Origin of the sequence: Thiohalophilus sp., from assembly GCF_031581315.1 — a bacterium.
Taxonomy (GTDB): Bacteria; Pseudomonadota; Gammaproteobacteria; order UBA6429; family Thiohalophilaceae; genus Thiohalophilus.
Genome location: NZ_JAVLAZ010000037.1, coordinates 1 through 25,788 on the forward strand (window position 1 = coordinate 1; position 25,788 = coordinate 25,788).

At 57.3% G+C, this 25,788-nt stretch carries 30 protein-coding genes; 4 read left to right on the forward strand and 26 right to left on the reverse strand.

Annotated features, from left to right (window positions below; translation table 11 throughout):
- The 24 genes from RI563_RS07155 to orn form a co-directional block, all read right to left on the reverse strand.
- Nucleotides 1-395: DUF2802 domain-containing protein (locus tag RI563_RS07155; protein ID WP_310693681.1), on the reverse strand; the 395-nt coding region annotated here is incomplete at its 3' end.
- Nucleotides 396-403: 8 nt separating this feature from the next.
- A complete protein-coding gene (locus RI563_RS07160; RefSeq protein ID WP_310693682.1) occupies nt 404-586 on the reverse strand; it encodes a hypothetical protein in 183 nt (60 codons plus the stop codon).
- 11 nt (nt 587-597) lie between these two features.
- On the reverse strand, nt 598-1,074 hold the full coding sequence (locus tag RI563_RS07165; protein ID WP_310693683.1) for a chemotaxis protein CheW: 477 nt from the start codon (nt 1,072-1,074) through the stop codon (nt 598-600).
- A 168-nt stretch (nt 1,075-1,242) separates the two neighbouring features.
- Nucleotides 1,243-1,968 (reverse strand): chemotaxis protein CheW, encoded by a 726-nt coding sequence (locus RI563_RS07170; protein WP_310693684.1) that lies wholly within the window; start codon nt 1,966-1,968, stop codon nt 1,243-1,245.
- Nucleotides 1,958-2,770, reverse strand: a complete 813-nt coding sequence (locus tag RI563_RS07175) for a ParA family protein (RefSeq protein WP_310693685.1) — start codon at nt 2,768-2,770, stop codon at nt 1,958-1,960. The genes RI563_RS07170 and RI563_RS07175 overlap by 11 nt, the downstream gene beginning before the upstream one ends.
- Before the next feature lie 237 nt (nt 2,771-3,007).
- A complete protein-coding gene (gene motD / locus RI563_RS07180) occupies nt 3,008-3,820 on the reverse strand; it encodes a flagellar motor protein MotD (protein WP_310693686.1) in 813 nt (270 codons plus the stop codon).
- Between the two features lie 2 nt (nt 3,821-3,822).
- The gene (locus tag RI563_RS07185; protein ID WP_310693687.1) at nt 3,823-4,572 is read right to left on the reverse strand and encodes a flagellar motor protein; all 750 of its coding nucleotides are present in this window, start codon (nt 4,570-4,572) and stop codon (nt 3,823-3,825) included.
- Nucleotides 4,573-4,575: 3 nt separating this feature from the next.
- Nucleotides 4,576-5,643 carry a chemotaxis response regulator protein-glutamate methylesterase gene (locus RI563_RS07190; RefSeq protein ID WP_310693688.1) on the reverse strand — a complete coding sequence of 356 codons (1,068 nt, stop codon included), beginning with the start codon at nt 5,641-5,643 and terminating at the stop codon, nt 4,576-4,578.
- Between the two features lie 93 nt (nt 5,644-5,736).
- Nucleotides 5,737-7,818 (reverse strand): chemotaxis protein CheA, encoded by a 2,082-nt coding sequence (locus RI563_RS07195; RefSeq protein WP_310693689.1) that lies wholly within the window; start codon nt 7,816-7,818, stop codon nt 5,737-5,739.
- Between the two features lie 24 nt (nt 7,819-7,842).
- Nucleotides 7,843-8,583, reverse strand: a complete 741-nt coding sequence (locus tag RI563_RS07200) for a protein phosphatase CheZ (protein ID WP_310693690.1) — start codon at nt 8,581-8,583, stop codon at nt 7,843-7,845.
- A 20-nt stretch (nt 8,584-8,603) separates the two neighbouring features.
- Nucleotides 8,604-8,996 (reverse strand): chemotaxis response regulator CheY, encoded by a 393-nt coding sequence (locus RI563_RS07205; protein ID WP_310693691.1) that lies wholly within the window; start codon nt 8,994-8,996, stop codon nt 8,604-8,606.
- Nucleotides 8,997-9,384: 388 nt separating this feature from the next.
- On the reverse strand, nt 9,385-10,116 hold the full coding sequence (locus RI563_RS07210; protein WP_310693692.1) for an RNA polymerase sigma factor FliA: 732 nt from the start codon (nt 10,114-10,116) through the stop codon (nt 9,385-9,387).
- A complete protein-coding gene (locus RI563_RS07215; RefSeq protein ID WP_310693693.1) occupies nt 10,113-10,952 on the reverse strand; it encodes a MinD/ParA family protein in 840 nt (279 codons plus the stop codon). Before RI563_RS07215 ends, RI563_RS07210 begins: the two co-directional genes overlap by 4 nt.
- A 37-nt stretch (nt 10,953-10,989) precedes the next feature.
- Nucleotides 10,990-12,300 carry a flagellar biosynthesis protein FlhF gene (gene flhF, locus RI563_RS07220; RefSeq protein WP_310693694.1) on the reverse strand — a complete coding sequence of 437 codons (1,311 nt, stop codon included), beginning with the start codon at nt 12,298-12,300 and terminating at the stop codon, nt 10,990-10,992.
- 42 nt (nt 12,301-12,342) lie between these two features.
- Entirely contained in the window at nt 12,343-14,433 is a 2,091-nt protein-coding gene (gene flhA, locus RI563_RS07225) for a flagellar biosynthesis protein FlhA (RefSeq protein ID WP_310693695.1), read from the reverse strand.
- 19 nt (nt 14,434-14,452) lie between these two features.
- A complete protein-coding gene (gene flhB / locus RI563_RS07230) occupies nt 14,453-15,583 on the reverse strand; it encodes a flagellar biosynthesis protein FlhB (RefSeq protein ID WP_310693696.1) in 1,131 nt (376 codons plus the stop codon).
- A gap of 2 nt (nt 15,584-15,585) precedes the next feature.
- Nucleotides 15,586-16,365: a flagellar biosynthetic protein FliR gene (gene fliR, locus RI563_RS07235; protein ID WP_310693697.1), complete on the reverse strand. Its 780-nt coding sequence runs from the start codon at nt 16,363-16,365 to the stop codon at nt 15,586-15,588.
- A gap of 3 nt (nt 16,366-16,368) precedes the next feature.
- On the reverse strand, nt 16,369-16,638 hold the full coding sequence (gene fliQ / locus RI563_RS07240) for a flagellar biosynthesis protein FliQ (RefSeq protein WP_310693698.1): 270 nt from the start codon (nt 16,636-16,638) through the stop codon (nt 16,369-16,371).
- 12 nt (nt 16,639-16,650) lie between these two features.
- Nucleotides 16,651-17,406: a flagellar type III secretion system pore protein FliP gene (gene fliP, locus RI563_RS07245; protein ID WP_310693699.1), complete on the reverse strand. Its 756-nt coding sequence runs from the start codon at nt 17,404-17,406 to the stop codon at nt 16,651-16,653.
- Nucleotides 17,406-17,846 carry a flagellar biosynthetic protein FliO gene (gene fliO / locus RI563_RS07250; protein WP_310693700.1) on the reverse strand — a complete coding sequence of 147 codons (441 nt, stop codon included), beginning with the start codon at nt 17,844-17,846 and terminating at the stop codon, nt 17,406-17,408. Before fliO ends, fliP begins: the two co-directional genes overlap by 1 nt.
- Nucleotides 17,843-18,262, reverse strand: a complete 420-nt coding sequence (gene fliN / locus RI563_RS07255; protein WP_310693701.1) for a flagellar motor switch protein FliN — start codon at nt 18,260-18,262, stop codon at nt 17,843-17,845. Before fliN ends, fliO begins: the two co-directional genes overlap by 4 nt.
- Nucleotides 18,263-18,269: 7 nt before the next feature.
- A complete protein-coding gene (fliM, locus tag RI563_RS07260; RefSeq protein ID WP_310693702.1) occupies nt 18,270-19,286 on the reverse strand; it encodes a flagellar motor switch protein FliM in 1,017 nt (338 codons plus the stop codon).
- Between the two features lie 9 nt (nt 19,287-19,295).
- Nucleotides 19,296-19,817: a flagellar basal body-associated protein FliL gene (gene fliL / locus RI563_RS07265; RefSeq protein ID WP_310693703.1), complete on the reverse strand. Its 522-nt coding sequence runs from the start codon at nt 19,815-19,817 to the stop codon at nt 19,296-19,298.
- A gap of 259 nt (nt 19,818-20,076) precedes the next feature.
- Entirely contained in the window at nt 20,077-20,634 is a 558-nt protein-coding gene (gene orn / locus RI563_RS07270) for an oligoribonuclease (RefSeq protein ID WP_310693704.1), read from the reverse strand.
- Between the two features lie 84 nt (nt 20,635-20,718).
- Here orn and RI563_RS07275 point away from each other — a divergent pair, with 84 nt between their 5' ends.
- The 4 genes from RI563_RS07275 to rsgA are packed head-to-tail and all read left to right on the forward strand — an operon-like array spanning nt 20,719 to nt 23,621.
- Nucleotides 20,719-21,963 (forward strand): M48 family metallopeptidase, encoded by a 1,245-nt coding sequence (locus RI563_RS07275; protein WP_310693705.1) that lies wholly within the window; start codon nt 20,719-20,721, stop codon nt 21,961-21,963.
- A 34-nt stretch (nt 21,964-21,997) separates the two neighbouring features.
- The gene (locus RI563_RS07280) at nt 21,998-22,312 is read left to right on the forward strand and encodes a cytochrome c (RefSeq protein ID WP_310693706.1); all 315 of its coding nucleotides are present in this window, start codon (nt 21,998-22,000) and stop codon (nt 22,310-22,312) included.
- 5 nt (nt 22,313-22,317) lie between these two features.
- Complete coding sequence (locus RI563_RS07285) at nt 22,318-22,647, forward strand: 4a-hydroxytetrahydrobiopterin dehydratase (protein ID WP_310693707.1); 330 nt, start codon at nt 22,318-22,320, stop codon at nt 22,645-22,647.
- 26 nt (nt 22,648-22,673) lie between these two features.
- A complete protein-coding gene (rsgA, locus tag RI563_RS07290) occupies nt 22,674-23,621 on the forward strand; it encodes a small ribosomal subunit biogenesis GTPase RsgA (protein WP_310693708.1) in 948 nt (315 codons plus the stop codon).
- A 251-nt stretch (nt 23,622-23,872) separates the two neighbouring features.
- On the opposite strand, the gene motB is transcribed toward rsgA, so the two are convergent.
- Nucleotides 23,873-24,838: a flagellar motor protein MotB gene (gene motB, locus RI563_RS07295; protein WP_310693709.1), complete on the reverse strand. Its 966-nt coding sequence runs from the start codon at nt 24,836-24,838 to the stop codon at nt 23,873-23,875.
- A 17-nt stretch (nt 24,839-24,855) separates the two neighbouring features.
- Entirely contained in the window at nt 24,856-25,713 is an 858-nt protein-coding gene (gene motA, locus RI563_RS07300) for a flagellar motor stator protein MotA (RefSeq protein ID WP_310693710.1), read from the reverse strand.
- Between the last annotated feature and the right edge of the window lie 75 nt (nt 25,714-25,788).

Consider the following 25,788-nt stretch of genomic DNA (forward strand, 5'->3'; position numbering starts at 1 on the left):
GCCTTGTCGAAGCGATGCATCATATGCAGGAGTTCCGCCTCGTTGGTACTGAGGCCACAGACCTCGACCAGCTGTTCAACACTGGCGCCTTTTGCCACCATGCGAATCGCATGTTCGTAGGGCTGGTTGGCGGAATCGTAGATGTCGACCTGTTCCTGGCGTTCGGCCAGGCGACGCTGACGGCGTTCAACCTCCAGCAGGCGTTCACCAACACTGACGGCGGCGGTGGTCAGGGCGCGCAGATCATTTTTGACCGCGGCCAGGGTCTGTTCCTGTTGTTTGTTCTGACGGCGCAGGGAATGAATAGCCAGCCCCGCCAGCAGCAGAAGCACGGCACTGGCAAGCAACAGCAAGGCATTGAAATTGAGCTCGCTTAACAGATTCAGGGGTTCCATTCGCCACCTCAGGCATATTCGTCAATCTGTGATCCGTTGTCGGGATCACGCGGGTTATCCGGCGACTGTTGTGGCGAACGTTTGGGCTGGCGCCGGGGACGCTGCTTGCGTTCCCCGGAAGGGCTGGTCGGCTCGGGTTTGTGTACCGGCCAACCGGGATTCAACGGGATGATATTGCGTATCTCCGTCATGCCCGAACAGGTTACAAGGCTGCAACCTCCTCCCATTCCTCGTCCGTCAACAGCTTGTTAACGTCGACCAGAATCAACAATTCACCATCCTGGCTGGAGACCCCCTGAATGTATTTGGCGCTTTCGTCATTGCCGACATTGGGCGCGGTTTCGATCTCGGAAGTCCGCAGGTTGGCCACTTCGGCCACGCTGTCGACCAGAATGCCGACGATCTGGTTTTCCGCCTCGACGATGACGATGCGGGTCGAATCGTCCGGCTCCCGGATCGGCAGACCGAAGCGTTTGCGGGTGTCGATCACGGTGACGACATTACCGCGCAGGTTGATGATGCCCAGCACATAATCCGGGGCACCGGGGACCGGTGCGATCTCGTTCATGCGCAGCACTTCCTGCACCTGCATCACTTTGATGCCGTACTTCTCGCCTTCCAGCTTGAAGGTCACCCACTGGATGCTCGGTTCGTTGGCGGCTTCTACGACGTCATTCATCGGTTGTCTCTCTCCTTGCCGGTGCCGGCGGCGTCAAAACTGTGGCGCCCCGGCCGTGCGAAATAGTAAGTTGCATTATCCATGCCATTGCCGCGTTAATGGACGGCAGCAGGGGCGTGGCGAGGGTTGTATTGCTGTTATCGGCCGGTAAGCCGCTGATTTGAGGGTTTAATCCCGGCCTTCGGTCAATTTTGTGGCAAAGGCGCCGGTATCCACCAGGGCGCACATGTGCTGGATGACCGTCCCCAGCAGCCAGCGCCGGCGGGTGCGATCGCTGCGCCAGCGGACCTCGTCCCGGCGCAGGGTAATCACCTCGTCGACCTCGTCACAGGCCAGGCCCCAGCGTCCCTCGTCGATGAGAACCACGCGGCGCGCCCGTTTGAGCGGATCATCCCCGGCCAGCTGCTGCAGTTTTTCGGGGGGAAAGACCAGCCGGGCGGTATCGACGACCGGCACGCTCTTGCCCAGGTGGGTGACTAGGCCCAGATAGAAGTCAGCATGACCGGGCATCTCGGTCAGCTGGTCGGGATCGAACTCGATCACGCCCCCCAGCTCTTCCAGCGGCACGGCCAGGGTAAGTCCGGCAACCCGAAACAGCATGGCTTGGAACAGATCGGCCCAGGGCGGCAAATCTTCGCCGGCGGCCGGTGGCGGAGTCTCGGGCCGGGTCTCCACCGCCGGGGCAGGCGCCTCGACCACCGGGGCCGACTCCACCACCGTCGGCGCCGGCATATCAAGCTTGACCTGCGGTGGGGCCTCGGGCGGTGCTTCGGTCACCGTGGGCGCGGGGGCCGGTTCCGGCTCGGAGGCCGGCTCGCGCAGCAGGGACTGCAGGAACATGTCCAGTGCAACCTTTTCCTCAACCAGGGTCTGCTTGGCGGGTTTATTGCTCATAACCGGTCACCAGTTTTAAATGGGGCTGGTCGGCCCCGGGGTTCAACAGCGAATGCAGCAACGCGGCGTAGGCCTGGGCGCCGCGCGCGGCAGGCCGCATGATCGACAGGGGGATGCCTTGCTTGCTGGCCTCCCGGAACTGGGTATCCACCGGGATCACGGAGTTCCACACCTCGTTGCCGTATTTTTCCCGCAGCACCTGCAGGCTCTCCCCGGCGGCACGGGTACGCCGATCGTACATGGTCGGAATTATGGTATGACTCAGCCCGCCGCGGCGCGCACGCAGGATCATCTGCAGGGTACGCATCATCCGCTCCAGCCCCTTGAGGGCAAGGAATTCCGTCTGCACCGGCAGCAGCAGGTGTTCGCAGGCCGCCATGGCATTGACCATCAGGATGCCCAGCGTGGGCGGGCAATCGATCAGCACGGTATCGAACTCTCCCTCTAGTCGCGCCAGGCTGCGGGCCATCACCAGGCCCTTGCCCTCCTGACTGCCAAGCTGGCGATCCAGTGTGGCCAGCGCGGTAGAGGCCGGCAGCAGTCTCAGGCCCTCGAAGCGGGTATCCAGTAACAACTGGCGTGGATCCACATGCGATTCGGCGCCCTCGCCCTGGAACAGCAGATAGAGGCTCTCTTCCAGGGTGTCGGGATCGTTACCAAAATAGGCGGTCAGCGAGCCGTGCGGGTCCATGTCCACCAGCAACACACGCTCGCCCTGGTTGACCAGATGCCCGGCCAGGGTCACGGCCGTGGTGGTTTTACCCACCCCGCCCTTCTGATTGGCCACCGCCCAGATTTTCAAATGTTCCTCCTCATGAGACCGTAAAATGCAAGAATCCGGCCAGGTCTATCGACGAGCTCAGATAACCTGACCTTAGCCGATACCAGAAAACAAAGACGTTCTCGCAAAGACGCCACACCCGCAAAGTACTCATTCGTAAACGACGAGATTTAGCATAACACCTGACCCGGCGTTCTCTGCGACCTGGCGAGAATATTTCAACTGCCTTCTCAGGCAGTGAAATCGAGAATAACCCGTCTAGTTCCGATCCTTGTCTATCTGGCGCTCGATTTCCAGCATCCGGCGTGCATTTTTGTCGGCCAGAATCACCACCGTGACCCGGCGATTGCGCTGGCGGCCTTCGCCCGTGTCATTATCGGCAATTGGCCGGTGTTCGCCATAGCCGATGGCGGACAGACGCTGCGGCTCCACACCGCTCTGGGTGAACAGATGGACTACGCTCGCGGCGCGCGCCGCGGACAGTTCCCAGTTGGACGGATAGGCCAGGGTATTGATGGGCTGGTTGTCGGTATGCCCCTCCACATCAATATGATTGGGCACATCGCGCAACACTTCAGCCAGTTCCTCCAGCACCGGGTAGGCCTGTTGGGTGAGTTGCGCCGCGCCGCTGGGGAACAATACCCGAGTATCCATTTCCACTTCCACCCACAGCTTGTCCTGGTTGATGTTAATAATGCCCCGATCGATCAGCGGCTGCATCGATTCGCGGACCTGTTCGGCAATCTGTGCCATCTGCCGGGATCGATCCACGGTTGTCTCCGGTGCCTTTAACTGGACGATCTCCGTGCGAGGCTGTTCGATCAACGGATCGACCGGGACAAACGCTTTGGCCTCTTCGCCGATCTGAATCGGGTCACGGGACTTGGGCGGCGTTTTGAAAGCATCAATCATGGTGTCTGACAGCACCCGGTATTTGCCCTCATTAATTGAGGACATGGAATACATGACCACGAAAAACGCAAACAGTAACGTGATGAAGTCCGCGTAGGAAACCATCCAGCGGTCGACGTTCTCCTCTTCCGGTACCTGTCGACGTTGACGACGACGCATGGTTACGCCCCCTGTCGCAGATAACCCAGCAGCTTGGTTTCAATATTGCGCGGGTTCTCGCCCTCGGCGATAGAGATCATGCCTTCGACAAACATATCCCGGTACTGGGACTGTAACTGCACGTGGGATTTGAGCTTGTTGGCAATGGGCAAAAAGATCAGGTTAGCCGCACCCACACCATAGATTGTTGCTACAAACGCCACCGCAATACCACTACCCAGCATTCCGGGATCGGACAGATTGCCCATTACCTGGATCAAGCCCATCACCGCGCCAAGGATACCGATGGTCGGGCTGTAACCCCCCATGCTTTCAAAGACTTTGGCTGCCTGGGTATCGAACTGTTCCTTAACCGAGATATCCACGTCCAGAATATTCCGGATGCTGTCCGGCTCGCTACCGTCGATCAGCAGCTGCAGACCCTTACGTGCAAATGGGTCGGGCTCTTTTTCCTCGACATCTTCCAGTCCCAGCAAGCCTTCCTTGCGCGCGATGTTGCTCCAGCGAATGATGCGCTGAATACCTTCTTCAAAATCAAACCGGGGGGAATAAAACGTCCAGAACAGCATACGCATGGCACGTAAAAACACCCCGAGCCGGGATTGCAGCATGACCGCCCCGACTGTACCGCCAATGACGATAAGCAGCGCCGGCCCGTTGAGCAACGAACTGATATGTCCGCCTTCCAGATGCTGGCCAACCAGAATCGCGGCAAGCCCGAGTATCAGGCCGAACAGGCTCAGCAGATCCATGTCCTACATCACCCGCTTGACGATACTCGGACCGATGTCGGTCAGGTTGAGTATCTGTTCGGTGAGACCGGCCTCGGCCACGGCGGCCGGCATGCCATAGACCACGCTGCTGGCCTCATCCTGGGCCCAGATCGTGGAACCTTTCTGTTTCAGGGTTCGCGCCCCATCGCGACCGTCCGCACCCATGCCGGTCAGCACCACTGCCAGAGTTTCACCCGGATAGACCTTGCTGATGGAATCGAAGGTAATATCGACGCTCGGTTTATAGGTTTGCGACTCATCGGCGTCGATAATTTGCAGGCTTGGCTGACTGCCGCGGCCCTGCAGCAACATCTGTTTGCCGCCGGGAGCCAGATAGGCCCAGCCCGGTTTCAGGACATCGCCATCCTCGGCTTCCTTGACGTTGATCTTGCACAACTGATCGAGTCGCCTGGCAAACGCCGGGGTAAAGGTCGCGGGCATATGCTGTACCAGCACAATCGGCAGAGGGAAATCCGCGGGCAGATTAGTCAGCACCTGTTGTAACGCTACCGGTCCACCGGTTGAGGTACCTATCGCCAGTAATTTCAGTGTGCCGCTCTTGCTGATACGCGGCGCGGGGGCCGGCGCCGGCGCGGCACTGCTGGTGCTAATCGGTTTGCTGGCCGGGGTGGTGGTTGGCGGCGTGGCCATGCGCTTGCGGCCCAGCGCCCGGACCCGTTGACATAACAGGTTCTTGGCTTCATCCCGATCGCGGGCAATGTCCTCGAAGCGCTTGGGCAGAAAGTCGAGCGCCCCGGCTTCCAGGGCATCCAGCGTGGCCTTGGCACCGTCAGTGGTCAGGGAGGAGAACATGATCACCGGGGTCGGGGTACGCTGCATGATCTGGCGCGTGGCCGTGATGCCGTCCATCACCGGCATTTCGATGTCCATGGTGATCACATCGGGTTTGAGTTCGGCAGTCAGGCGGACGGCTTCTTCACCGTTTTCCGCCTGCCCCACCACTTCCAGCCAGGAATCGGCATTAAGAATTTCAGCAACCCGACGACGAAAGAACCCCGAGTCATCGACCACCAGCACCCGTGTTGCCATTAACGTTCCTCCGTCATACTGCGTTGTTTGTCATGCTTGTGCTTGGCAAGACACAGGCGACGGGTCTTGCCTTAGATGGATTAATTTGCTGCTTCAGGTATACATTTTCATCAGGCCCGGCACATCGAGAATAATGGCAATGCCGCCATCGCCGGTGATGGTCGCCCCGGCCAGACCGGGAATACCTTGCAACAGGGCGCCGAGGGGTTTGATTACCACTTCTTCCTGACCGATCAGTTCGTCCACCACAAAGCCGATCTTCTGGTTGCCCATATGAACGATCACCACGTGCCCTTCGCTGGGCAGCGGCGTATTGGCTTCGCCCTTGATCAGCCAGCGTTTGAGATAAAACAGGGGCAGGGTTTTCTCGCGGACGATGATCACCTGCTGACCATCCATGACGTTGGTCTTGGTCAGATCCAGATGGAAGATTTCGCTGACATTCACCAGCGGCAGGGCAAACAACTGATCCTTGAGTCGCACCATCAGGGTCGACATAATCGCCAGGGTCAGTGGCACCTTGATACTCAGGCGCGTGCCCTTGCCGGGTGCCGAATCAATCTCGATACTGCCATTGAGCTGGGTAATCTTGGTCTTGACCACGTCCATGCCAACACCGCGACCGGAAATATCGGAGATCTGATCCTTGGTGGAAAAGCCCGGCGCGAAAATCAGATTGAAACATTCATTGTCGTCCAGGCGCGCGGCCGCGTCGGCATCCATAACCCCTTTTTCCACGGCTTTTTGCCGCAACTTGTCGGGGTCCATACCGCCGCCGTCATCTTCAATCACCAGCAGGATGTGATCGCCTTCCTGCGAGGCGGTCAGCGCCACGGTCCCTTCCCGGTGCTTACCCGCCGCTTCGCGGACATCCGGCATCTCAATACCATGATCCACCGAGTTGCGCACCAGATGTACGAGTGGATCAGCCAAGGCCTCAACCAGGTTTTTATCCAGATCGGTATCTTCACCGATCATTTCCAGATTGATTTCTTTTTCGAGGCTACGCGCCATATCCCGAACCACGCGCGGAAAACGGCCGAAGACTTTTTTGATCGGCTGCATGCGGGTCTTCATGACCGACAGCTGCAGATCGGAGGTCACCAGATCCAGATTGGCCACCGCCTTGGACAGTTCCTCATCGCCGGCATGTTCCCCCAGCCGGGAGATGCGGTTGCGTACCAGCACCAGCTCACCGACCATATTCATGATCTCGTCCAGACGGGCGGTATCCACCCGCACGGAGGTCTCACCGGCCGGGCGCTCCTTGTTCCCGGCCGCGGCCTTGGCCACCATGGCGGCGGCGGATTGCGGTTCTTCCGGTTCCGGGGCAGGCGCGGCAGAGGGACTCCCCCCTCCACCGCCGGCCCCGCCAGCGCCACTGGCGGCGGGTGGCGTCGTGCTCTGCCCGGCGTCGGCCGGTGCCCCCTTGAACTGCCCCTTGCCATGCAGATCATCCAGCAAGGCTTCGAATTCATCCTGGCTGATCGGCTCTTCCGGTTCGTTACTGCCCGACGCGGCGGCCGGTTTGTCCTCTGTATTATCGGCCGGCGGCGCGCCCTTGAACTGTCCCTTGCCGTGCAAGTCATCCAGCAGCGCTTCAAACTCGTCGTCGTTGATCTCGTCGCCGTCGCTATTGTTGGTCGCCGCTGGCTTGTCGCTCGAGCCACCCCCGGGTTTGTCCAGCGCATCGAGCAGCGCCTCGAACTCCTCGTCGGTAATATCTTCATTACCGGCGGCCGCCACCGCTTCGGGCTTCGGTTCGGCGCTCGGCGTGGCTGCCGGGGCCGGCCCGTCGCCCGGTGTGGTGTAATGTTCCAGGGCACGTAACAGCGCCGGATCGGCGGCATCCAGCTCATCGCCGGATTGCAGTCTTTCGAACTGATCGTTGAGTACATCCAGCACCGGCAGCACGGTGTCCATCAGATCCTGGGTGACATGGCGCTCGCCGTTACGCAGCAGGTTGAAGATATCCTCGGTGCGATGACACAGGGCGACCATCGGATCGATACTCAAAAAACCGGCACCGCCCTTGATGGTATGAAAACCGCGAAATACGGCGTTAAGCAGATCCTTGTCATCCGGGGCCTGCTCCAGGCTGATCAGCTGGCTGTTAAGTTGCTCCAGGATCTCGCCCGCCTCAACCAGAAAATCTTGTAACAGTTCATCATCCATTCTTTGTTCAGCCTGTACGCTTGATTAAAACCCGAGACTGGAGAGCAGGTCATCGACTTCGTCCTGACCGGAGACACTGTCACCGATATCGTCGACCCCCGGCACCACCGGCCCGGCCAGTTTTTCGCTATCCCTTTTTTGCTGTTGCTCTTCGTGTTCCGGCAACCCGGCCAGTTTGATCAGTTCAACCAGGTTGTCTTCGACCTCTTCCACCAGCTTGATAACTTTCTTGATGATCTGCCCGGTCAGATCCTGAAAGTCCTGCGCCATCAACACTTTGTTCAGATTGTCTTTCAACACCACCGTTTTTTCAGACTGGCTACCCAGATACTCGCCAAGTTGGCTGCTCAGGGCCCGAAATTCATCGGCGCTCAATTCACGATTGGTAAAACGTTGCCACTGGTTATTTAAATCAGCGGCCTGATTTTCGATTTCTTCACACAGGGGAAAGGATTCTTCCACCGCCTCCAGAGTACGGTTGGCGGCTTCATCGGTTTTCTGGATGACATAATTGAGTCGTTCCCGAGCATCGGGAATATCATGCTCGGCAATATCGGTAATGCGGTCATCCATGCCGAAGGCACTGATGGCATCGTGCAGTTCGCGGGTCAGCTTGCCCATCTCCTGGTACAGCGTGGACTCACGCATCGAGGTCAAATCGTCCACGACCTCCTTGGCACCTTCCTCGTCGCCATTTTCCATGGATGCCAGCAGATCGCGGACCCGTGCAATGTTCTCGTCATTAATGAAATTATTATCCGACATTTGACCGCCTTGAGTACTATTCAGCCTTCGATGCGCTCGAAAATCTTGTCGAGCTTTTCCTTGAGAGTCTGGGCGGTAAAGGGTTTGACAATATAACCATTAACCCCGGCCTGTGCTGCTTCAACGATTTGTTCACGCTTCTGCTCGGCGGTGACCATCAATACCGGTATCTTCGCAAGGGTCTCATTCTGATCCTCGCGAACTTTCCGCAACAGGTCGATACCCTGCATGCCGGGCATGTTCCAGTCGGTAATCAACAGATCGTAATGATTCGATTGCAACATCGGCAGGGCCGTGGTGCCGTCATCGGCTTCCTCGGTATTGGTAAAGCCCAGATCCCGTAACAGGTTCTTGATGATTCGTCGCATGGTGGAAAAATCATCCACTACGAGGATCTTCATATTTTTGTCCACGCTATCCCTCCAGCATTAATGCAACACCATGCTGCCATACCCCATTTCGGATTCTTACCGTCAAACAGGAATATGGAGCGGCAAATTCATCGAATATATCGGCCGGGTTCGGCCAAAACTTAAGGGGGGCCGGCCAAAATCCGGCACTGGAACTATCTCGTCGACTGACCAGATAACACTCACCGGGGACACCAAACCGCCGAAAACACTGAAAAATCCGAGTCAGCTCGCAACAGTCCCTCCTGAAGCGTCTCACCCAAAGGGTCGGTGATTTCAATGGAATCGGTGTCTTCGGTGGTTTTTCTCAATAGACACGCAATGGAAAAACCTGGGTAAAAAGCAAACAACCCCCGAAGGGGCTGCCAAAGACCGACTTGAATAGTGAGAATCACGCTTCCTTGAAGCGGTTTTCCATGCGTGCCTGCAGGCGAATGACCGCCTGGCTGTGGATCTGGCTGACGCGCGATTCGCTGACGCCCATCACGGCGCCGATCTCGCGCAGATTGAGTTCTTCATCGTAATAGAGTGCCATCACCAGCCGTTCGCGCTCGGGCAGGCTGGCGATCGCCTCGGAGACCACCCGCTGCATGTCTTCATTCTGCAGTCCGTCGACAATGCCCGGAGCGTTGTCCGACATGTTGTCGAGCATCGAGTCCTCGCCCGTGCCCATGTCCTCGAAACTGAGCACCTTGTGATAGCTGTTGTCCTGCAGGATCTTGTAATAATCCTCCAGTGACATATCCAGGGATTCGGCGATTTCCACGTCGCGGGCATCGCGACCGCGGTCATTTTCGATCTCACGCACCGCTTCGGCCACCATGCGCGCCTTGCGATGCACCGAGCGCGGGGCCCAGTCATTCTTGCGGATTTCATCCAGCATGGAGCCGCGAATACGGATGCCGGCGTAGGTTTCGAAGCTGGCCCCCTGGGTTTCGTCGTAGTTGCGCGAGGCCTCGAGCAGGCCGATCATCCCGGCCTGGATCAGATCCTCGAGCTGGACGCTGGCCGGCAGCTTGTTAATCAGATGACAGGCAATGCGCTTGACCAGCGGCGCATGCTGCTCGACCAGGTCGTCGTGCAGCCGCGGCTGGTTGGCGGCATAGATGGCCACGCCACTCACGTCAGCGCCTCCGCCTCTTGCTCATGCCCCATTACCAGTCGTTCCACAAAAAACTCCAGATGGCCTCCCGCCGTTTCGGGCAACGGCCACTTGTCGACTTTTTCCGCCAGGGTCCCGTAGGCCTGACTCGCCTTGCTGCGCGGATAGGCCTCGATCACCGAGCGTTGCTTGCGTATGGCCTTGACCACGGACTCGTCATCGGGGACGTAGCCGACATAATCCAGCGCCACATCGAGAAACCGATCCGTCACCCTGGCAATCTTCTCGTATACATCCCGCCCGTGCTGGGCACTACGCACCATATTACATAGTATACGGAATCGGAACAGCCCGTATTCCCGATTCAGCAGCTTGATCAGCGCATACGCGTCGGTGATCGAGGCCGGTTCGTCACACACTACCACCATCACTTCCTGCGCCGCGCGGGAAAAACTGACCACACTGTCAGTAATTCCGGCCGCGGTATCGACTAATAATACATCAATATTGTGGTTCAACTCACTAAAAGCCCGGATTAATCCTGCGTGTTGGTTGGCATTCAGCTCGGCCATCTCCTGCACCCCCGAGGAGGCGGGAATCACACTGAGACGACCGGGTCCCTGCACCAGGATCTCATCCAGCTCGCACTCACCGCGCAGGACGTGTGACAGGTTATAGCGCGGGTGCAAGCCCAGCAGAACATCGATATTACCCAGCCCCAGATCGGCGTCGAGAATGGTGACGTCCTTTTCCAGCGCCGACAGAGCCATGGCCAGGTTGAGTGACACATTGGTTTTGCCCACGCCACCCTTGCCACTGGTGACAGTGATAACACGGACCGGATTGGGTTGAGTCATGCGCTGTAATCCTGCTGCCTGATGATTCATGGGCGACTCAACCGTTGGCCCCGGCGACCATGCCGCCCAGGACCAGGGAGATGTCATCGTCTTTCACGCCGGCCGCAGCCTGCTGCATGATCACCACGCTGCGGCTGACCAGGGTGTGGGGCCGGGCGGGATGGAAATCCTCGGGCACCCGCTGCCCGTCGCTAAGGTACACCGGCGGCAGATTCTTCTCAACGGCGACCGACAGCGCTCCCCCCAGACTCGTGGTCTCGTCCAGCTTGGTCAGGATCAGACCGCTGAGCGGCACCTGACCGAAGGCATTGATCACATCGTTCATCACCCCGCGCTGACTGTTAGTAGCCAGCGTCAGATAAGTCTGCACCGCCCGACCGCCGGTGTTGAGCGCGGCCAGATGTTCGTACAGGGCCATATCGCGCTGGCCCATGCCGGCGGTATCGATCAACACCAGTCCCTTGTCGCGATACTCGGTCAGCGCCTCGTCCAGCGCTTTGCTGTCGGCGGCCACGCGCATCGGCACCCCCATTATACGGGCATAGCTGCGCAGCTGTTCATGTGCCGCCACGCGGTAATTGTCGGTGGTGATCAGCGCCACTTTTTGCGGTCCGTGGCGCAACGTATAACGGGCTGCCAGCTTGGCGATGGAGGTGGTCTTGCCCACGCCGGTGGGGCCGACCAGGGCCACGACGCCGCCGCGATCCACGATGTCATTATCGGTCGTGGGCAGCTGATGGGCGATCACGCCCAGAGCCTTGCGCCAGTTAAAATCAAAATCCTGCTGCTCGTCACACTGGGCCACCACCTGGCGCGCCAGATTCGGACTCAGCCCCAGTGCCAGCAGACGTTGCAACAGACGGGCACGCAGCGGGTGATAGCGGGTTTCCTGTCCCCAGGCCAGACCGGAGAGCTGGTTTACCAGCATGCCACGCAATGAGCGCAGCTCGTTTTGCATTTCCATGATCATCGGCTGTTGCGACCAGAGGTGGCCCGGCTGTTGTGAATGGCCGGCGGGCGCACCGGCATGGGGGGTGGCCGGGGTGTAATCACTGTCGGGAATATTGCGACTGAAACGGATATCATCCAGTGCCGCCTGCCGGGATTTACGCGGTGCCGGTGCAGCTGGCTCGGTCGCGACGCTGGCAGCCTCTGCGTGGTTGGCCCCTGTGCCTGTGCCGGGGGCCGGGCCATCGAACAGCGATTCGTCGTAATCAATGGCCGCGACGATCTCGACGCCGCCGGGGATTTTCTGGTTGGAGAGAATCACCGCATCGGCGCCGAGCGTATCCCGCACCTGGCGGATGGCCGTGCGCATGTCAGTACCCTGGAAGCGCTTGATTTTCATAACAAAAGCCCCTGTCTGGCTGGTTTGCGTTACCCGCCCGGCTTACTGGCCGACCGTGGCAACAATACGAATCTGTTTGTCGCTCGGTATTTCGTTATACGAGAGTACCTGCAGCGACGGAATACTGTGGCGGACAAACCGGGCCAGCATTGTCCGGATGGTGCCGGCGACAAGTAACACAGCCGGTTCCCCGGCAATCTCTTGCTTCTGGGCGGTTTCGCTCAGCGCCTGATGCAACCGCTCGGCCAGACCCGGCTCCACCCCGGCCGTCGAACCTTCGGCACTCTGAATAGACTGTTGCAATATCTGTTCCAGTTTGGGATCCAGTGTAATCACCGGCAGTTCCGCCTGCATCCCGTTGATTTGCTGGACAATCATGCGTCCCAGCGCCTCGCGCACGGCCGCCGTCAATACGTCGGGATCCTGCGTGCGGCCACCATGTTCCGCCAGAGTTTCGGCGATCGTGCGAATATCCCGCAGCGGAATGCCCTCGTTGAGCAGATTCTGCAGCACCTTGACCACCACCCCGAGCGAGAGCGTATCGGGCACCAGATTCTCGACCAGTTTCGGGGTATTGGCCGCCAGTTTGTCGAGCAGGTGCTGGACTTCTTCGTGACCCAGCAACTGACCGGCGTGAGTCTGCAGTAGCTGACTCAGGTGGGTCGCGATCACCGTGTTGGCATCGACCACCGTGTAACCCATGGTCTGGGCCTGGTCCCGCTGGGCGGGATCGATCCAGAGCGCATCCAGGCCGAAGGCGGGATCGATGGTGTCGATCCCTTCGATAGTGCCAAACACCTGGCCGGGATTGATGGCCATCTCCTTCTCCGGATAGACATCGGCCTCGCCCACAGTGACTCCCATCAGGGTAATGCGGTAGGTGGTAGGGGTCAGTTCCAGGTTATCGCGGATATGCACCGGCGGAATCAAAAAGCCCAGATCCTGGGTGAGCTTCTTGCGCACTCCCTTGATACGCTGCATAAGCTGTCCGCCCTGATCCTTGTCCACCAGCGGGATCAGGCGATAGCCCACTTCCAGGCCAATGGGATCGACGGGGGTGACATCCTCCCAGCTCAACTCCTTGACCTCGGGCTGGGCGGCACTGGGACCGGGGGCGGCCGATTCGGCCTGCTCGGCCCACGCCTGCTTGCGACGCTGCATCCACCAGGCCAGGCCGCCGCTGATCAGCGCAAGCGTCAAAAAGGCGACGTTCGGCATCCCGGGAATGATCCCCATAATGCCGAGAATGACGGCGGTCACCACCAGCGAACGGGGATTGTCGAACAACTGATGGATCACCTGCTCGCCCATATTCTGGGAAGCCGACACCCGGGTGATGATGATGCCGGCCGCCGAGGAGAGCAGTAGTGCGGGAATCTGTGCGACCAGTCCGTCACCGATGGTCAACAGGGTGTAATTGCGCGCCGCTTCGGAGAAGGACAGACCATGCTGGGCCGTACCAATGATCAGGCCACCGACAATACTGATGAGCAGTATCAAAATCCCGGCCACCGCATCACCGCGCACAAACTTGCTGGCACCGTCCATGGAACCGTAGAATTCGGCCTCGTCACTGATCTCCTGGCGTCGGGCCCGGGCTGTATCCTGATCGATCAACCCGGCGTTGAGATCGGCATCAATGGCCATGTGTTTGCCCGGCATCGCGTCCAGGGTAAAGCGGGCGCTGACTTCCGAGATACGGGTGGCACCTTTGGTAATGACCACAAAGTTGATAATGACCAGAATCGCGAAGACCACGATTCCCACCGCATAATTACCGCCAACCACGAATTCGCCAAATGCCTTGATTACCTGCCCCGCCGCATCGGTACCGGTATGCCCCTCGAGCAGCACCACGCGGGTGGAAGCGACATTCAACGCCAGACGCAACAGCGTGGTTACCAGCAATACCGTCGGAAACAGGGCAAAATCGAGAGGCCGCAAGGTATAGACCGTCACCAGCATGACGACCAGCGCCAACGAGATATTGAAGCTGAACAGTGCATCGAGCATCAACGGCGCCAGCGGCACCACGATCATGGCCATCATCAGGATCAGCAGGATTGGCGCACCCAGACCCTGTCGGCTGAATTGACGTAATGAACTGACTACCGCACTGCTGGATTCGGCCATGACAATTACCTGTCTTGAATTAATCGAACTTGAAGTCGTCGGGAATCGGCAGATCGTTCATCTTGTGTTCCCGGGTGGTATAGCGCTTGCGATCACGTCGCAGCTGGAAGACATATGCCAGTACCTGCGCAACCGCCAGATAAAGCCCCGAGGGAACTTCCTGTTCCAGCTCGGTGGTATGGAATAGCGCACGCGCCAGCGGCGGTGCCTGAACCAGAATCACGTTATTCTCGCGAGCTACGGTGCGGATCTGCATAGCAATCAGATCGGCACCCTTGGCCACTACGACCGGCGCGCCCATGTGCTTGGGATCGTATTTCAGTGCGACCGAGAAATGGCTCGGGTTGGTAACCACGACATCGGCCTCGGGCACTGCCTCCATCATCCGGTGCTGGGCCATCTCCCGTTGCATGCGCCGCGCACGACCGCGGACATCGGGGTTCCCCTCGGTGTCCTTGTTCTCGTCCTTGACCTCCTGGAAGGTCATCTTCAACTGACGGTGGTGATCCCATATCTGAAACGGTACATCCACCGTGGCGATCAGGATCAGTGCCGATCCGATAATCAGAAACGCCGCGATCAACAAATACCCGGCGTGCGGGATCGCCTGCATTACCGGTTCACCGCCCAGGCCCAGATAGGTATCGGCCTGGATATATAAAAAGGCAATGGCCACCGAAGCGATGACAATGAACTTGACCAGTGCCTTGACCAGCTCCATCAGTCCCCGCCAGGCGAATATCCGTTTGAGGCCCTTGACGGGATCGATCTTCTCCCACTTGAAGGTGATCGACTCGGGACTGAGCACCACACTGCCCATCAAAATTGGTCCGGCCACGGCAGCAATCATCACGATGATAAAAAACGGCGCCAGAATCCACAGCGCCTCCAGCATCGCGCTTTCAAACTGACGCGGCATGGCCATGGGATCAAATATCACCTGGCGGCTGAGATCCAGATGCTGGCCGATCAGTTCCAGCATATCGTCGATGGCGCCGGGGCCAAGTAACAATACCGCCATACCGGAGATCAACATCACCAGCATGGTATTGAGTTCCCGTGAGGAGGCGACCTGGCCTTTCTCCCGCGCCTGCTGTTTGCGGCGCGGGGTCGCATCCTGGGTGCGTTCCTGACCGGTATCTTCCGCCATCCTCAGGCGCCTCCGCCCAGCAGTTGCCGGATCAACTGATAGGTATCGTTAAACATGCCGGTGCTGTGCGGGACCACGCTGGGTAGCGTCAACAGGATCAGTGCAAAGCCGATCAGCATAGTCAACGGAAAACCGATGGCAAAAATATTCAGCTGTGGCGCCGAACGGGTCATGATGCCGAAGGCAAAGTTCACCACCAGTAGCGAGGCCACCGCCGGAATCGCCATGCCCAGGCCCCCGGCGAAAATCAGACTGCCCCAGCTCACCACCTGCCAGAAACTGTCCGCGGTCACACCCTGTGGACCGATGGGCATGGTCTGAAAGCTGTCGACTATCACCTCGATCATCACCAGATGGCCATTGAGCGCCAGAAACACCAGCAACACCATCAGCATATAGAACTGGCTGACTACGGGTGCCTGGGCGCCGTTTTGCGGGTCCACCATCAGGGAAAAACCCAGTCCCATCTGCATGGCAACGATCTGGCCGCCGGTCACTACTGCACTGAACACCAGTTGCAGGGCAACCCCCATCACAATGCCAATGAGGATCTGTTGACCGATAATAAACAGTGTCATCGGACTGAGCAGTTCCACCGGTGGTTGCGGCGGCAGCAGGGGCACGACCAGTGCCGTCACCGCCAGTGCTACCACCAGCCTTACCCGGACCGGAACATAACGGGCCCCAAATACCGGTGCGGACATAACCAGCGCACCAATGCGAAACAGCGGCCAGAGGAAGGCGCCGATCAAGCTGGTGAGTTCGCTGCCGGTAATGACCATACTTCATCCGATCAGATAGGGAATATCATGAACCAGTCGCTGGGTGTAATCGATTAATAACCGTAGCAGCCAGGGCCCGGCCAGCATCAATGTCAACACTGTTGCAATCAGCTTGGGAATAAAACTCAGGGTCATTTCATTAATTTGCGTTGCAGCCTGAAACATGCTCACCAGCAAACCGACCACCAGCGCCGGGATCAGGATTACCACGATCATAATTAACACCACTTCGAGGGCGTGCTGAAAAATGCTGAGAACGCTATCCGGTGTCATTATTACGCTCCGCTATACATAGAAACTCGAGGCAAGGGTCCCCATAATGAGATTCCAGCCATCAACCAGCACAAAAAGCATAATCTTGAAAGGCAGTGAAACGATCATGGGCGAGAGCATCATCATCCCCATGGACATCAGGACACTGGCTACCACCAGATCGATAATCAAAAATGGAATAAACAACAGAAACCCAATCTGAAACGCCGTCTTCAATTCGCTGGTTACAAAGGCCGGCACCAGTACGGTAAACGGTACATCCGCAACGGACTCATAGCCGTCGTCACCGGCGATACTGGCGAACATATTGACATCCGCTGCGCGGGTCTGGCTCATCATGAAATCCCGCAAGGGCTCGCCCGCCTTGATGGCAGCATCCTGCATACCGAGTGATTCGTTTATATAGGGTTGAATGGCATCGTTGTTAATCTTGTTGAACACCGGCGCCATAATGAAAAAGGTCAAAAACAGAGCCAGGCCAAGCAGCGTCTGGGTGGTCGGCGTCTGCATCAGCCCCAGAGCCTGGCGCAGGATTGCCAGTACGATGATGATACGGGTAAAAGAGGTCATCATCATTAACGCCGCCGGCAACAGCGTCAGCACTGTCATCAACGCGACGATCTGCAAGCTTACACTGTAGGTCTGCTCACCATCCTCGCTGGTGGTCATCGTCAATGCATCGATGCCGGTCTGCGCCATGGCACTGTCGAACGGTAGCAACATGACGGCTACCAGAATAAACAACATGGACAAAGACAGGCGTTTCATTAGCGTGACTTCTGTTGTTTCAACATGTGATTGAGTTTTTCCGCAAACCCGGACGACATCGGCTGCGGTGATGCATCGCTGACCGGTTCGTCCAGTACATGCAGGGTGCGAACCTGTCCCGGCGCCACCCCCACCAGCAACTGGGTCTCGCCCACCTGTACCAGAACGATTTTTTCACGTTGGCCGAGCGACAGACCACCGAGGAGCTTGAGACTGCCGCTGGCCACACTGTTAAAGGTGCCCAGTCGGCGTATGAACCAGCCCATGCCGAAGATCAGGGCGATAATGAACAGCAGACCGAGTACCATCTGCACATAGCTGCCACTACCAATAGGCTCGCTGGTTAATGGGCCGGATTTGACCGTCTCGGCCGCCAGCAGCGCGCAGGAGCTCAGCAAGCCTGCCAGAAACAGGCCCATTCTGGACAAAAAGCGCTTCATTTGAGTTTTTTGACCCGTTCCGCAGGACTGATGATATCGGTCAGGCGAATACCGAATTTCTCGTTCACGACCACCACCTCGCCATGGGCGATCAATGTGCCGTTAACCAGTACATCCAGCGGTTCGCCAGCCAGACGATCCAGTTCGATCACCGACCCCTGGTTCAGTTGCAGCAGATTACGAATGTTGATCTGGGAGCGACCGATTTCCAGTGACAGAGTGACCGGCACATCCAGGATCACATCCAGGTTGATATCCTCATTACCGCGACTACCCGACTCCTGAAGGTTCTCAAAGCCGGCATGCTGAACCTCTTCGGTTTGCTTGGCGGCTGCTTCATCCCCGGAATCCGCCGCCTCTTCCATCGCTGCCGCCCATTCGTCCATAACTTCTGATTCGTCGTTTGTATCGCTCATGGTTACCTCACTTTGATTCCGTCATGGCCGTCTTCAGCAACGGGTTTTCCTTGGTTCGTTCCACCTGTTCGACGATCTTGATCGCCATATTGTTGTCATGCACCCCATACTTGCCGCGGAAGACCGGTATATCCTCGGCACGCACGGTAACCAGCTCGGGCATTTCGATTGGGATGACATCCCCCGCCTTGAGCTTCACAACTTCCGCCAGGCTCATCCTTGCCTCGGTCAATGTCGCAGACAGGTTTATCTCTGCTGACTTGATATCCTCGCGCAGCGCATGTGCCCAGCGTTCATCCCGCTCGGAAACATCGCTTTGTACGCCGGCATCCAGTAATTCACGGATCGGTTCAAGCATGGAGTACGGCATGGTGATCTGAAAGTCGCCACCGCCGCCTTCCAGTTCGATATGGAAGCGGGAAACCACCACAACTTCCGACGGGCTGACAATGTTGGCAAACTGCGGATTGACTTCCATGTTCATAAACTCGAAGTTGATCGGCAATACCGGCTTCCAGGCATCGACCAGGTCATTGAAGGCATCGTCCAGTACCGTACTGATAACACGCTGTTCGGTGGCAGAAAAATCGCGCCCTTCGATCTTGGTGTGCCGTCCAATCCCGCCGTAGTAGTTATCGACAATGATAAAGACCAGCTTGGGGTCGAAGACGACCAGTGCGGTGCCCCGCAGCGGGCGCACCCGGGTCAGGTTCAGACTGGTGGGAACAAACATGCTGTGCACATATTCGGAGAATTTCATCATCTCCACACCGCTGACCGAAATTTCGGCCGCACGACGCAACATATTGAACAGACTGATACGAAACTTGCGGGCGAAGCGCTCGTTGATCATCTCCAGCGTCGGCATCCGGCCGCGAACGATGCGATCATGACTGGCAAAATCAAATCCGCGTGCTACCCCGTCGTGGGCGGCAAAACCATCCTCGGTGTCAACACCGCCACTGTCGACGCCATGTAACAGCGCATCGATTTCGTCTTGTGATAAGAGATCGTTGACTGACATCCCTGAACCCTATTGCATAATCAGGCTGGTAAAATAGACCTGCTCGATACCGGCGTCATCTTCGCCGGGCTGCAGTATCTGGTTAATGGTTTTCAAGGTCTCTTCCCGCAGGCGCAGTTTGCCTTCCCGAGAGCTGAGATCTTCGAATGTCTGTTCGCTGAACAGAATCAGCAACTCGCTGCGAATGACCGGCATGTGGGTCTTGACCTGCTCGAAAACCTGGGAATCGCGGGCCATCAACTGGATTTCCAGTTGCAGATAGCGTGCCTTGCCGGGATCCTCGAAATTGACCACGAACTCCGGTTCAAGTTTGAAATAGTGCGCCGGTTTCGGTTGCGCTTCGACCACTTCCGCAGCCTCGCCCTCTTCACCCTCGGCAACGGCACTGTCATCGTCACCGCTCATCAGATACCAGGCGGCACCCGCACCGGCGATCGCAAGCAAGAGTACGATCAGCACCACCAGCAAAATGGTATTGAGTTTGTTGCCGCTTTTTACATCGAGATCCAGATCTTGGTCGTTTTCTGCCATGAGCTTCCCCTGGGGTTTGAAACCGCCGTGCACCCATCCGGGTGCAAAACATATGCCAGCGGTTGTGATAACTAATTTATTGTTTAAATACAATGACTTGAATAGGTCGGCCCGCAGGACGCCAATCTCTTGACGCACTGCGGCAACGTGGCGTAGTCAGAAACCTGACTGGCACGCGGGCTACACGGGAACTGTTACCCGGGTCGCTTTTCTAACCTTAGCAAGTTGTCGGGAATTTATCCCCGCCGGGAGGCGGGATTCAATCGGCCGGGAACGGCCTGAGCAGGTGTTCGCGGTAGTAGCGCAACTCGTTGATCGAATCGCGAATATCGTCCATCGCCAGGTGAGAGGCGTTTTTCGTCAGACCACCGCTGATGGCGGGAGCCCAGCGTTTAGCCAGTTCCTTGAGGGTACTGACGTCAAGATTACGGTAATGGAAATATTGCTCCAGCTCCGGCATGCATCGGGCCAGGAAGCGGCGATCCTGGCAGATACTGTTACCGCACATGGGCGAGGTGCGGGCTGGCACGTACTGGCTCAAAAATGCGAGGGTCTCGGCCTCGGCCTCGGCCTCGGTCACGCGGCTGTTACGCACCCGCTCCACCAGACCCGACTGACCGTGCTGGCGAGTGTTCCATTCATCCATGCCGGCCAGGGTCTGATCGCTTTGATGAATCGCCAGCTCCGGGCCTTCGGCCAGAATGTTGAGCTCGCTATCGGTTACGATGGTGGCAATCTCGATGATCATGTCGTTCTGGGTGTCCAGGCCGGTCATTTCCAGATCGATCCAGATGAGGTTGTTGCTGTCTGCACTCATAAAGGGTTTCCGTCGCGCGTCTCTTGCCAACCATTCTATCAGAGGCTAACCTGCCATGCTGCATTCTGAACCGGGAAATCCACGATGAATACGGTGACTCTTGTTTTTGTTATAGCCCTGGCCCTCTCTGTCGCCCTGCAATGGTGGCTCGGCCAGCGCCAGGCGCGCTATGTCAGTCGCCATCGCGACAGTGTGCCGGAGGCATTTCGCGAACATATCGCCCTGAGCGATCACCAGAAAGCCGCCGACTACACACTGGCCAAATTGCGTTTTGGCAAGACCGAGTTATTAATCGGCATTGCCCTGCTGTTGCTCTGGACCCTGGGCGGGGGACTGAACTGGCTGGATCAGTTCTGGCGCGGGATGGAACTGTCACCGATTCTCACCGGCCTGGCCGTGATCTTCAGCTTCATGTTAATCAGCAGCCTGCTGGATATTCCCCTGAGCCTCTATCGAACTTTTCGACTGGAGGAACGCTTCGGCTTCAATCGCATGACCGGCAAACTATTTGTTGCCGACTTTATGAAAAACATTCTGCTGGCGGTGCTCATCGGCGGGCCGCTGTTGTGGCTGGTATTATGGCTTATGCAGGACGCCGCGACATTGTGGTGGATCTACGTATGGGCCATCTGGATGGGTTTCAGTCTGCTGATGATGTGGGCCTATCCCACCTTCATCGCGCCACTGTTCAACAAGTTCTCGCCGCTGGATGACCAGGCCTTGCGCGAGCGCATCGAAAAGTTGCTGGCGCGCTGCGGTTTTCGCAGCAGCGGCATTTTTGTCATGGACGGCTCGCGCCGTTCCAGTCACGGCAACGCCTACTTTACCGGTCTGGGCGATAACAAGCGCATTGTCTTCTTTGACACTCTGCTCAAGTCCCTGAGCCCGGATGAAGTGGAAGCGGTGCTGGCCCATGAGCTGGGCCATTTCCGCCGCCGTCATATCCCCAAGCGCATTGCCGTGATGGCTGTGCTCAGTTTTGTCGGACTGGCACTGCTGGGCTGGTTGCTCGACTATGCACCTTTCTACCACGGTCTTGGCGTAGAGCAGCCTTCCACCTACATCGCCCTGTTGCTATTTATGCTGGTCATGCCGGTGTTCACGGTCTATCTGCAACCGTTGATGGCGGCATTCAGTCGCAAACATGAATTCGAAGCCGATGAGTTCGCCGCGCAGCAAAGCGACGCGAGTACCCTGATTCAGGCCCTGGTCAAACTCTACCAGGAGAACGCCAATACCCTGACGCCGGACCCGGTTTATTCGGCCTTTCATGATACGCACCCGCCGGCCCCGGTGCGTATCGCGCATTTGTCGAGTAAAATGAGTTAAGTACTTACTTTACAAAACATAAGGTTTTAAGCCGATGCGCATACACCTCAGCCACAGCTTCCTGATCTGCCTTCTCCTGGCAGGCCCTGTGCACGCCGGCGATCCCGAACGTGGGCGGGAACTGCACCGGGAGAACTGCATCAATTGTCACGCCTCAATGAAAAGCGGTATCTACGGCGAGGATGGTACCGGCATCTATGTCCGGGAAAATCGCCGTATCGATTCCCTTGAGGCATTGTATAACCAGGTCCGGCGTTGCAAGACCAGCCTGGGAGCCCCGTGGCCGGAAAGCCAGATCGAGGACGTGGTAACCTATCTCAACCAGAACTTTTACAAGTTCGAGGAGTAAACCAAATGGGACTCGCCGATAAAAACTGTCAGTCACTGCCCAAAGGCAGTCCGGCACTTGATGCGCAACAGGCCAGCCAGTTACACAAGGAAGTCTCCGACTGGGAACTCAAAGAAACCGACCAGAGCCTGGTTCGTGAATTCAAATTCAAAAACTTTTATCAGACCATCGAATTTGTCAACGCGGTTGCCTGGATTGCCAATCAGCAGGATCATCACCCGGATATCGAGGCCGGCTACAATCGCTGCAAGATCACTTTCACAACACATTCGGTTGGCGGCCTGTCGGAAAATGACTTTATCTGCGCCGCCCGGGTCGATGCTCTGTTTGACTGATTGCCAAACAACAAACCGGTAGCTGCATGAGCGTTGATACATTTCCCGAAAGCAGTTCCTCACGCTCAACTGAAAAGCACAGGCAGCAAACCGGACTGGTGATCGCCCACCACGGGGCCAGTCTGCTGGTGGAAACCGCGGATCAACAGCACCGTGAATGCCACAGCCGCAAAAGCGCCGGCCCCCTGGTTACCGGCGATCAGGTCGTTGTCGAAACCGGCGAGCGAGACAATATCATTGTCCAGCGACTGCCGCGCCGTAGTGAACTGGCCCGCCCCGACAGCCGCGGCAAATCCCGTATCATCGCGGCCAACATCGATCAGCTATTGATCATCATAGCTCCCCGCCCGGTCTTCAAGGAGGCCCTGATCGATCGTTATCTGGTGGCCGCGGAACTCACTGGCATCACGCCCGTCCTCGTTCTGAACAAGGTGGATTTGCTCAGCAAAGAAGACGCCATAACCATAAAACAGCGACTCGCCGTTTATGAACAGATTGGATATCGCATGGTGGAAGTCAGTGCGAAGCAGGCAAATGGCTTCGACACACTGCATCAGATTCTGAACGGGCGTAACAATATCGTCGTCGGCCAGTCGGGCGTGGGCAAATCCTCCCTGATCAACGCCCTGTTACCCGAAGTCGATGCCCGGGTCGGCGATGTCTCCATGGCAACCAACAAGGGAACCCACACCACCACCACCGCCCGGCTCTATCACTTGCCCGAACGAGACGGCAATATCATCGACTCACCGGGCATCCGTGAATTCGGTCTGTGGCAGGTCGGCCCGGCCGATCTGGCGGCAGGCTTTCGTGAGTTCGACACGTTTCGATCGCAATGCAAATTCCGCGATTGCCTGCATCGCCAGGAGCCCGGCTGTGCCGTCCGCGCGGCGGTCCAAGCCGGTGAAATCAGTCCGCAGCGTTACAAAAGCTACCTGAACCTGCTCGAATCGCTGGAACAGGATAACCATTGAGCGTCATTTTTTGGATTTTCTGTCAATTACGCGGAGGACGCGGAGCCGCAAAGACGCAGAGAATTCATTTTGATTTGAAATGCGAAAAGTGAGTTAATAACGACGTATATCGCAAAAGGCGAGAATGTCCGATTGAGATATCGATAACAGCCTGTAGGGTCCTACTTATATAATTTTATTATTCTTCTCCGCGACTCTGCGGCTCCGCGTCCTCCGCGTTTTTTTCCCGGCCAGGCCTGAAAGTGACGCGACTATTCCGAGGCAGGCTGGTCTGGTTTGATTTCGAGGGTATCCATCTTGCCCTCGCCTTCCATCAGGGCCTGCTCTGCATCCCTGTTCAGCACGACGATACTGATGCGCCGGTTCACAGGGTTGTACGGGTTTTCCTTGTCGAACAGGACCGAGTCGGCCAGGCCGACCACCCGACCGAGCTGTTCCGATGGCATTCCCCCTTCAACGAGTTCACGTCGCGCGGCATTGGCGCGATCAGCTGACAGCTCCCAATTGGAATAGGGCTTGCGATAATCGTTGCCGTACTGGTCCTCATACTCGATATAGCCTTTGGGGAAAGGCGTGGCATCAGTATGGCCGGCAATACTCACCTTGTTCGGCACGTTGGCGGCAATGACCTGGGAAATATTTTGCAGAATTTCACGGGTATAGGATTTGAGCTGATCGCTGCCCAGATCGAACATGGGTCGGTTTTTCTTGTCGACAATCTGTACTCGCAACCCTTCCGGCGTAATTTCCAGCAGCAGTTGATCCTTGAAATTCTTCAGCTGATCACTGCTCTCAATGGCCGCTTTCAGTTTTTGTAATAATTGGTCGAGTTGCTTTTTATCCTGCTGACGTATCACTTCGCGGACACGCTCCTTGATATTTTCCTGCTCGGTTTGCTCGACAGGGTCAACTTGCGGGGCATGCTGCTCGGACTTGCGACCTTCGCCTTTGGGAATATCCTTGGTCCCCCCCAGCTTGATCATGCTGGTACTGGCACCGCCCGGCCCCTGTATAGCGGACGGATTCTGAAACCAGTCGGAAATTCCCTCGCGCAAGGCGTCATCGGAGATCCCAAGCAACCAAAGCAGCAGGAAAAACGCCATCATTGCCGTCACGAAGTCGGCATAGGCGACTTTCCAGGAGCCGCCATGGTGACCGCCGCCCTTTTTGACGACTTTCTTGATGACGATGGGTTGTTTTTTGTCCTCGGCGGCCACGCTGATAATCCGTCAGATTACTTCTTCTGTTCCTTGATATACTCCTCAAGCTCAAGGAATCCGGGACGATTGTGGCTGTATAGCGCCTTACGGCCAAATTCGACCGCAATTTGCGGGGTATAGCCGTTCAGCGTAGCCATGATGCAGATCTTGGCGCATTCGAGCAGCTTGCCTTCTTCTTCTTCCCGGCTGGACATTGCGCTCGCCATGGGGCCGACAAAACCGTAGGCCAGCAAAATCCCCAGGAAGGTACCGACCAGGGCGGCGGCGACCTTCATACCCAGCACTTCCGGCGGTTCGCTGATATAGCCCATGGTCACGACGACCCCCATGACCGCCGCGACAATACCGAAACCCGGCAGGCCGTCCGAGGCAATTGTAACAGCATGACTGGGCTGGGAAATTTCATGGTGATGGGTTTCGAGCTCGACGTCCATTAGCTGTTCGATTTCGAAAGCATTCATGTTGCCGCCGACCATCAGACGCAGATAGTCGCAGATGAATTCAATCAGATGATGATTGCTCATCAATTTGGGATAAGCGGTAAAAATCTCACTCTGCTCAGGCTCGTCAATGTCGCTTTCCAGCGCCATCAGCCCTTCCTTGCGTGCCTTGCCAAACAGGTTAAACATCAGGGCCAGCAGTTCCATATAGGTCTGCTTGTTGTATTTCGCTCCCTTGAGCAGGGCAGGGACACCCTTGAAAGCGGCCATGATGACCCGTGGCGGATTGGCAATAATAAAGGCGCCCAACGCGCCCCCACCGATAATTATGTATTCCGCCGGTTGATACAGCGCCAGCATGTGTCCACCGGCCAGCATAAAGCCACCGAATACGGCACTACTGACGATAATTAAACCAATAATGAGCTTCATTGCCTCAAGCGGCTCCCTTCTTGTTGTGCAGATTCACGTGGCCTGACGGCATACAATTCTCTTATCGTCTGAATG

Coding starts and splice junctions, on each gene's coding strand:
- fliN (WP_310693701.1), bottom strand. CDS start 18,262: ATGAGCGATACAAACGACGAATCAGAAGTTATGGACGAATGGGCGGCA.
- RI563_RS07275 (WP_310693705.1), top strand. CDS start 20,719: ATGAATACGGTGACTCTTGTTTTTGTTATAGCCCTGGCCCTCTCTGTC.
- motD (WP_310693686.1), bottom strand. CDS start 3,820: ATGCGTCGTCGTCAACGTCGACAGGTACCGGAAGAGGAGAACGTCGAC.
- RI563_RS07195 (WP_310693689.1), bottom strand. CDS start 7,818: ATGGATGATGAACTGTTACAAGATTTTCTGGTTGAGGCGGGCGAGATC.
- RI563_RS07285 (WP_310693707.1), top strand. CDS start 22,318: ATGGGACTCGCCGATAAAAACTGTCAGTCACTGCCCAAAGGCAGTCCG.
- motA (WP_310693710.1), bottom strand. CDS start 25,713: ATGAAGCTCATTATTGGTTTAATTATCGTCAGTAGTGCCGTATTCGGT.
- fliR (WP_310693697.1), bottom strand. CDS start 16,365: ATGGTCATTACCGGCAGCGAACTCACCAGCTTGATCGGCGCCTTCCTC.
- RI563_RS07165 (WP_310693683.1), bottom strand. CDS start 1,074: ATGAATGACGTCGTAGAAGCCGCCAACGAACCGAGCATCCAGTGGGTG.
- RI563_RS07185 (WP_310693687.1), bottom strand. CDS start 4,572: ATGGATCTGCTGAGCCTGTTCGGCCTGATACTCGGGCTTGCCGCGATT.
- rsgA (WP_310693708.1), top strand. CDS start 22,674: ATGAGCGTTGATACATTTCCCGAAAGCAGTTCCTCACGCTCAACTGAA.
- flhA (WP_310693695.1), bottom strand. CDS start 14,433: ATGGCCGAATCCAGCAGTGCGGTAGTCAGTTCATTACGTCAATTCAGC.
- fliQ (WP_310693698.1), bottom strand. CDS start 16,638: ATGACACCGGATAGCGTTCTCAGCATTTTTCAGCACGCCCTCGAAGTG.
- flhF (WP_310693694.1), bottom strand. CDS start 12,300: ATGAAAATCAAGCGCTTCCAGGGTACTGACATGCGCACGGCCATCCGC.
- orn (WP_310693704.1), bottom strand. CDS start 20,634: ATGAGTGCAGACAGCAACAACCTCATCTGGATCGATCTGGAAATGACC.
- flhB (WP_310693696.1), bottom strand. CDS start 15,583: ATGGCGGAAGATACCGGTCAGGAACGCACCCAGGATGCGACCCCGCGC.
- fliP (WP_310693699.1), bottom strand. CDS start 17,406: ATGAAACGCCTGTCTTTGTCCATGTTGTTTATTCTGGTAGCCGTCATG.
- RI563_RS07215 (WP_310693693.1), bottom strand. CDS start 10,952: ATGACTCAACCCAATCCGGTCCGTGTTATCACTGTCACCAGTGGCAAG.
- RI563_RS07160 (WP_310693682.1), bottom strand. CDS start 586: ATGACGGAGATACGCAATATCATCCCGTTGAATCCCGGTTGGCCGGTA.
- fliM (WP_310693702.1), bottom strand. CDS start 19,286: ATGTCAGTCAACGATCTCTTATCACAAGACGAAATCGATGCGCTGTTA.
- RI563_RS07280 (WP_310693706.1), top strand. CDS start 21,998: ATGCGCATACACCTCAGCCACAGCTTCCTGATCTGCCTTCTCCTGGCA.
- RI563_RS07190 (WP_310693688.1), bottom strand. CDS start 5,643: ATGGCAACACGGGTGCTGGTGGTCGATGACTCGGGGTTCTTTCGTCGT.
- fliL (WP_310693703.1), bottom strand. CDS start 19,817: ATGGCAGAAAACGACCAAGATCTGGATCTCGATGTAAAAAGCGGCAAC.
- fliO (WP_310693700.1), bottom strand. CDS start 17,846: ATGAAGCGCTTTTTGTCCAGAATGGGCCTGTTTCTGGCAGGCTTGCTG.
- RI563_RS07170 (WP_310693684.1), bottom strand. CDS start 1,968: ATGAGCAATAAACCCGCCAAGCAGACCCTGGTTGAGGAAAAGGTTGCA.
- RI563_RS07200 (WP_310693690.1), bottom strand. CDS start 8,583: ATGTCGGATAATAATTTCATTAATGACGAGAACATTGCACGGGTCCGC.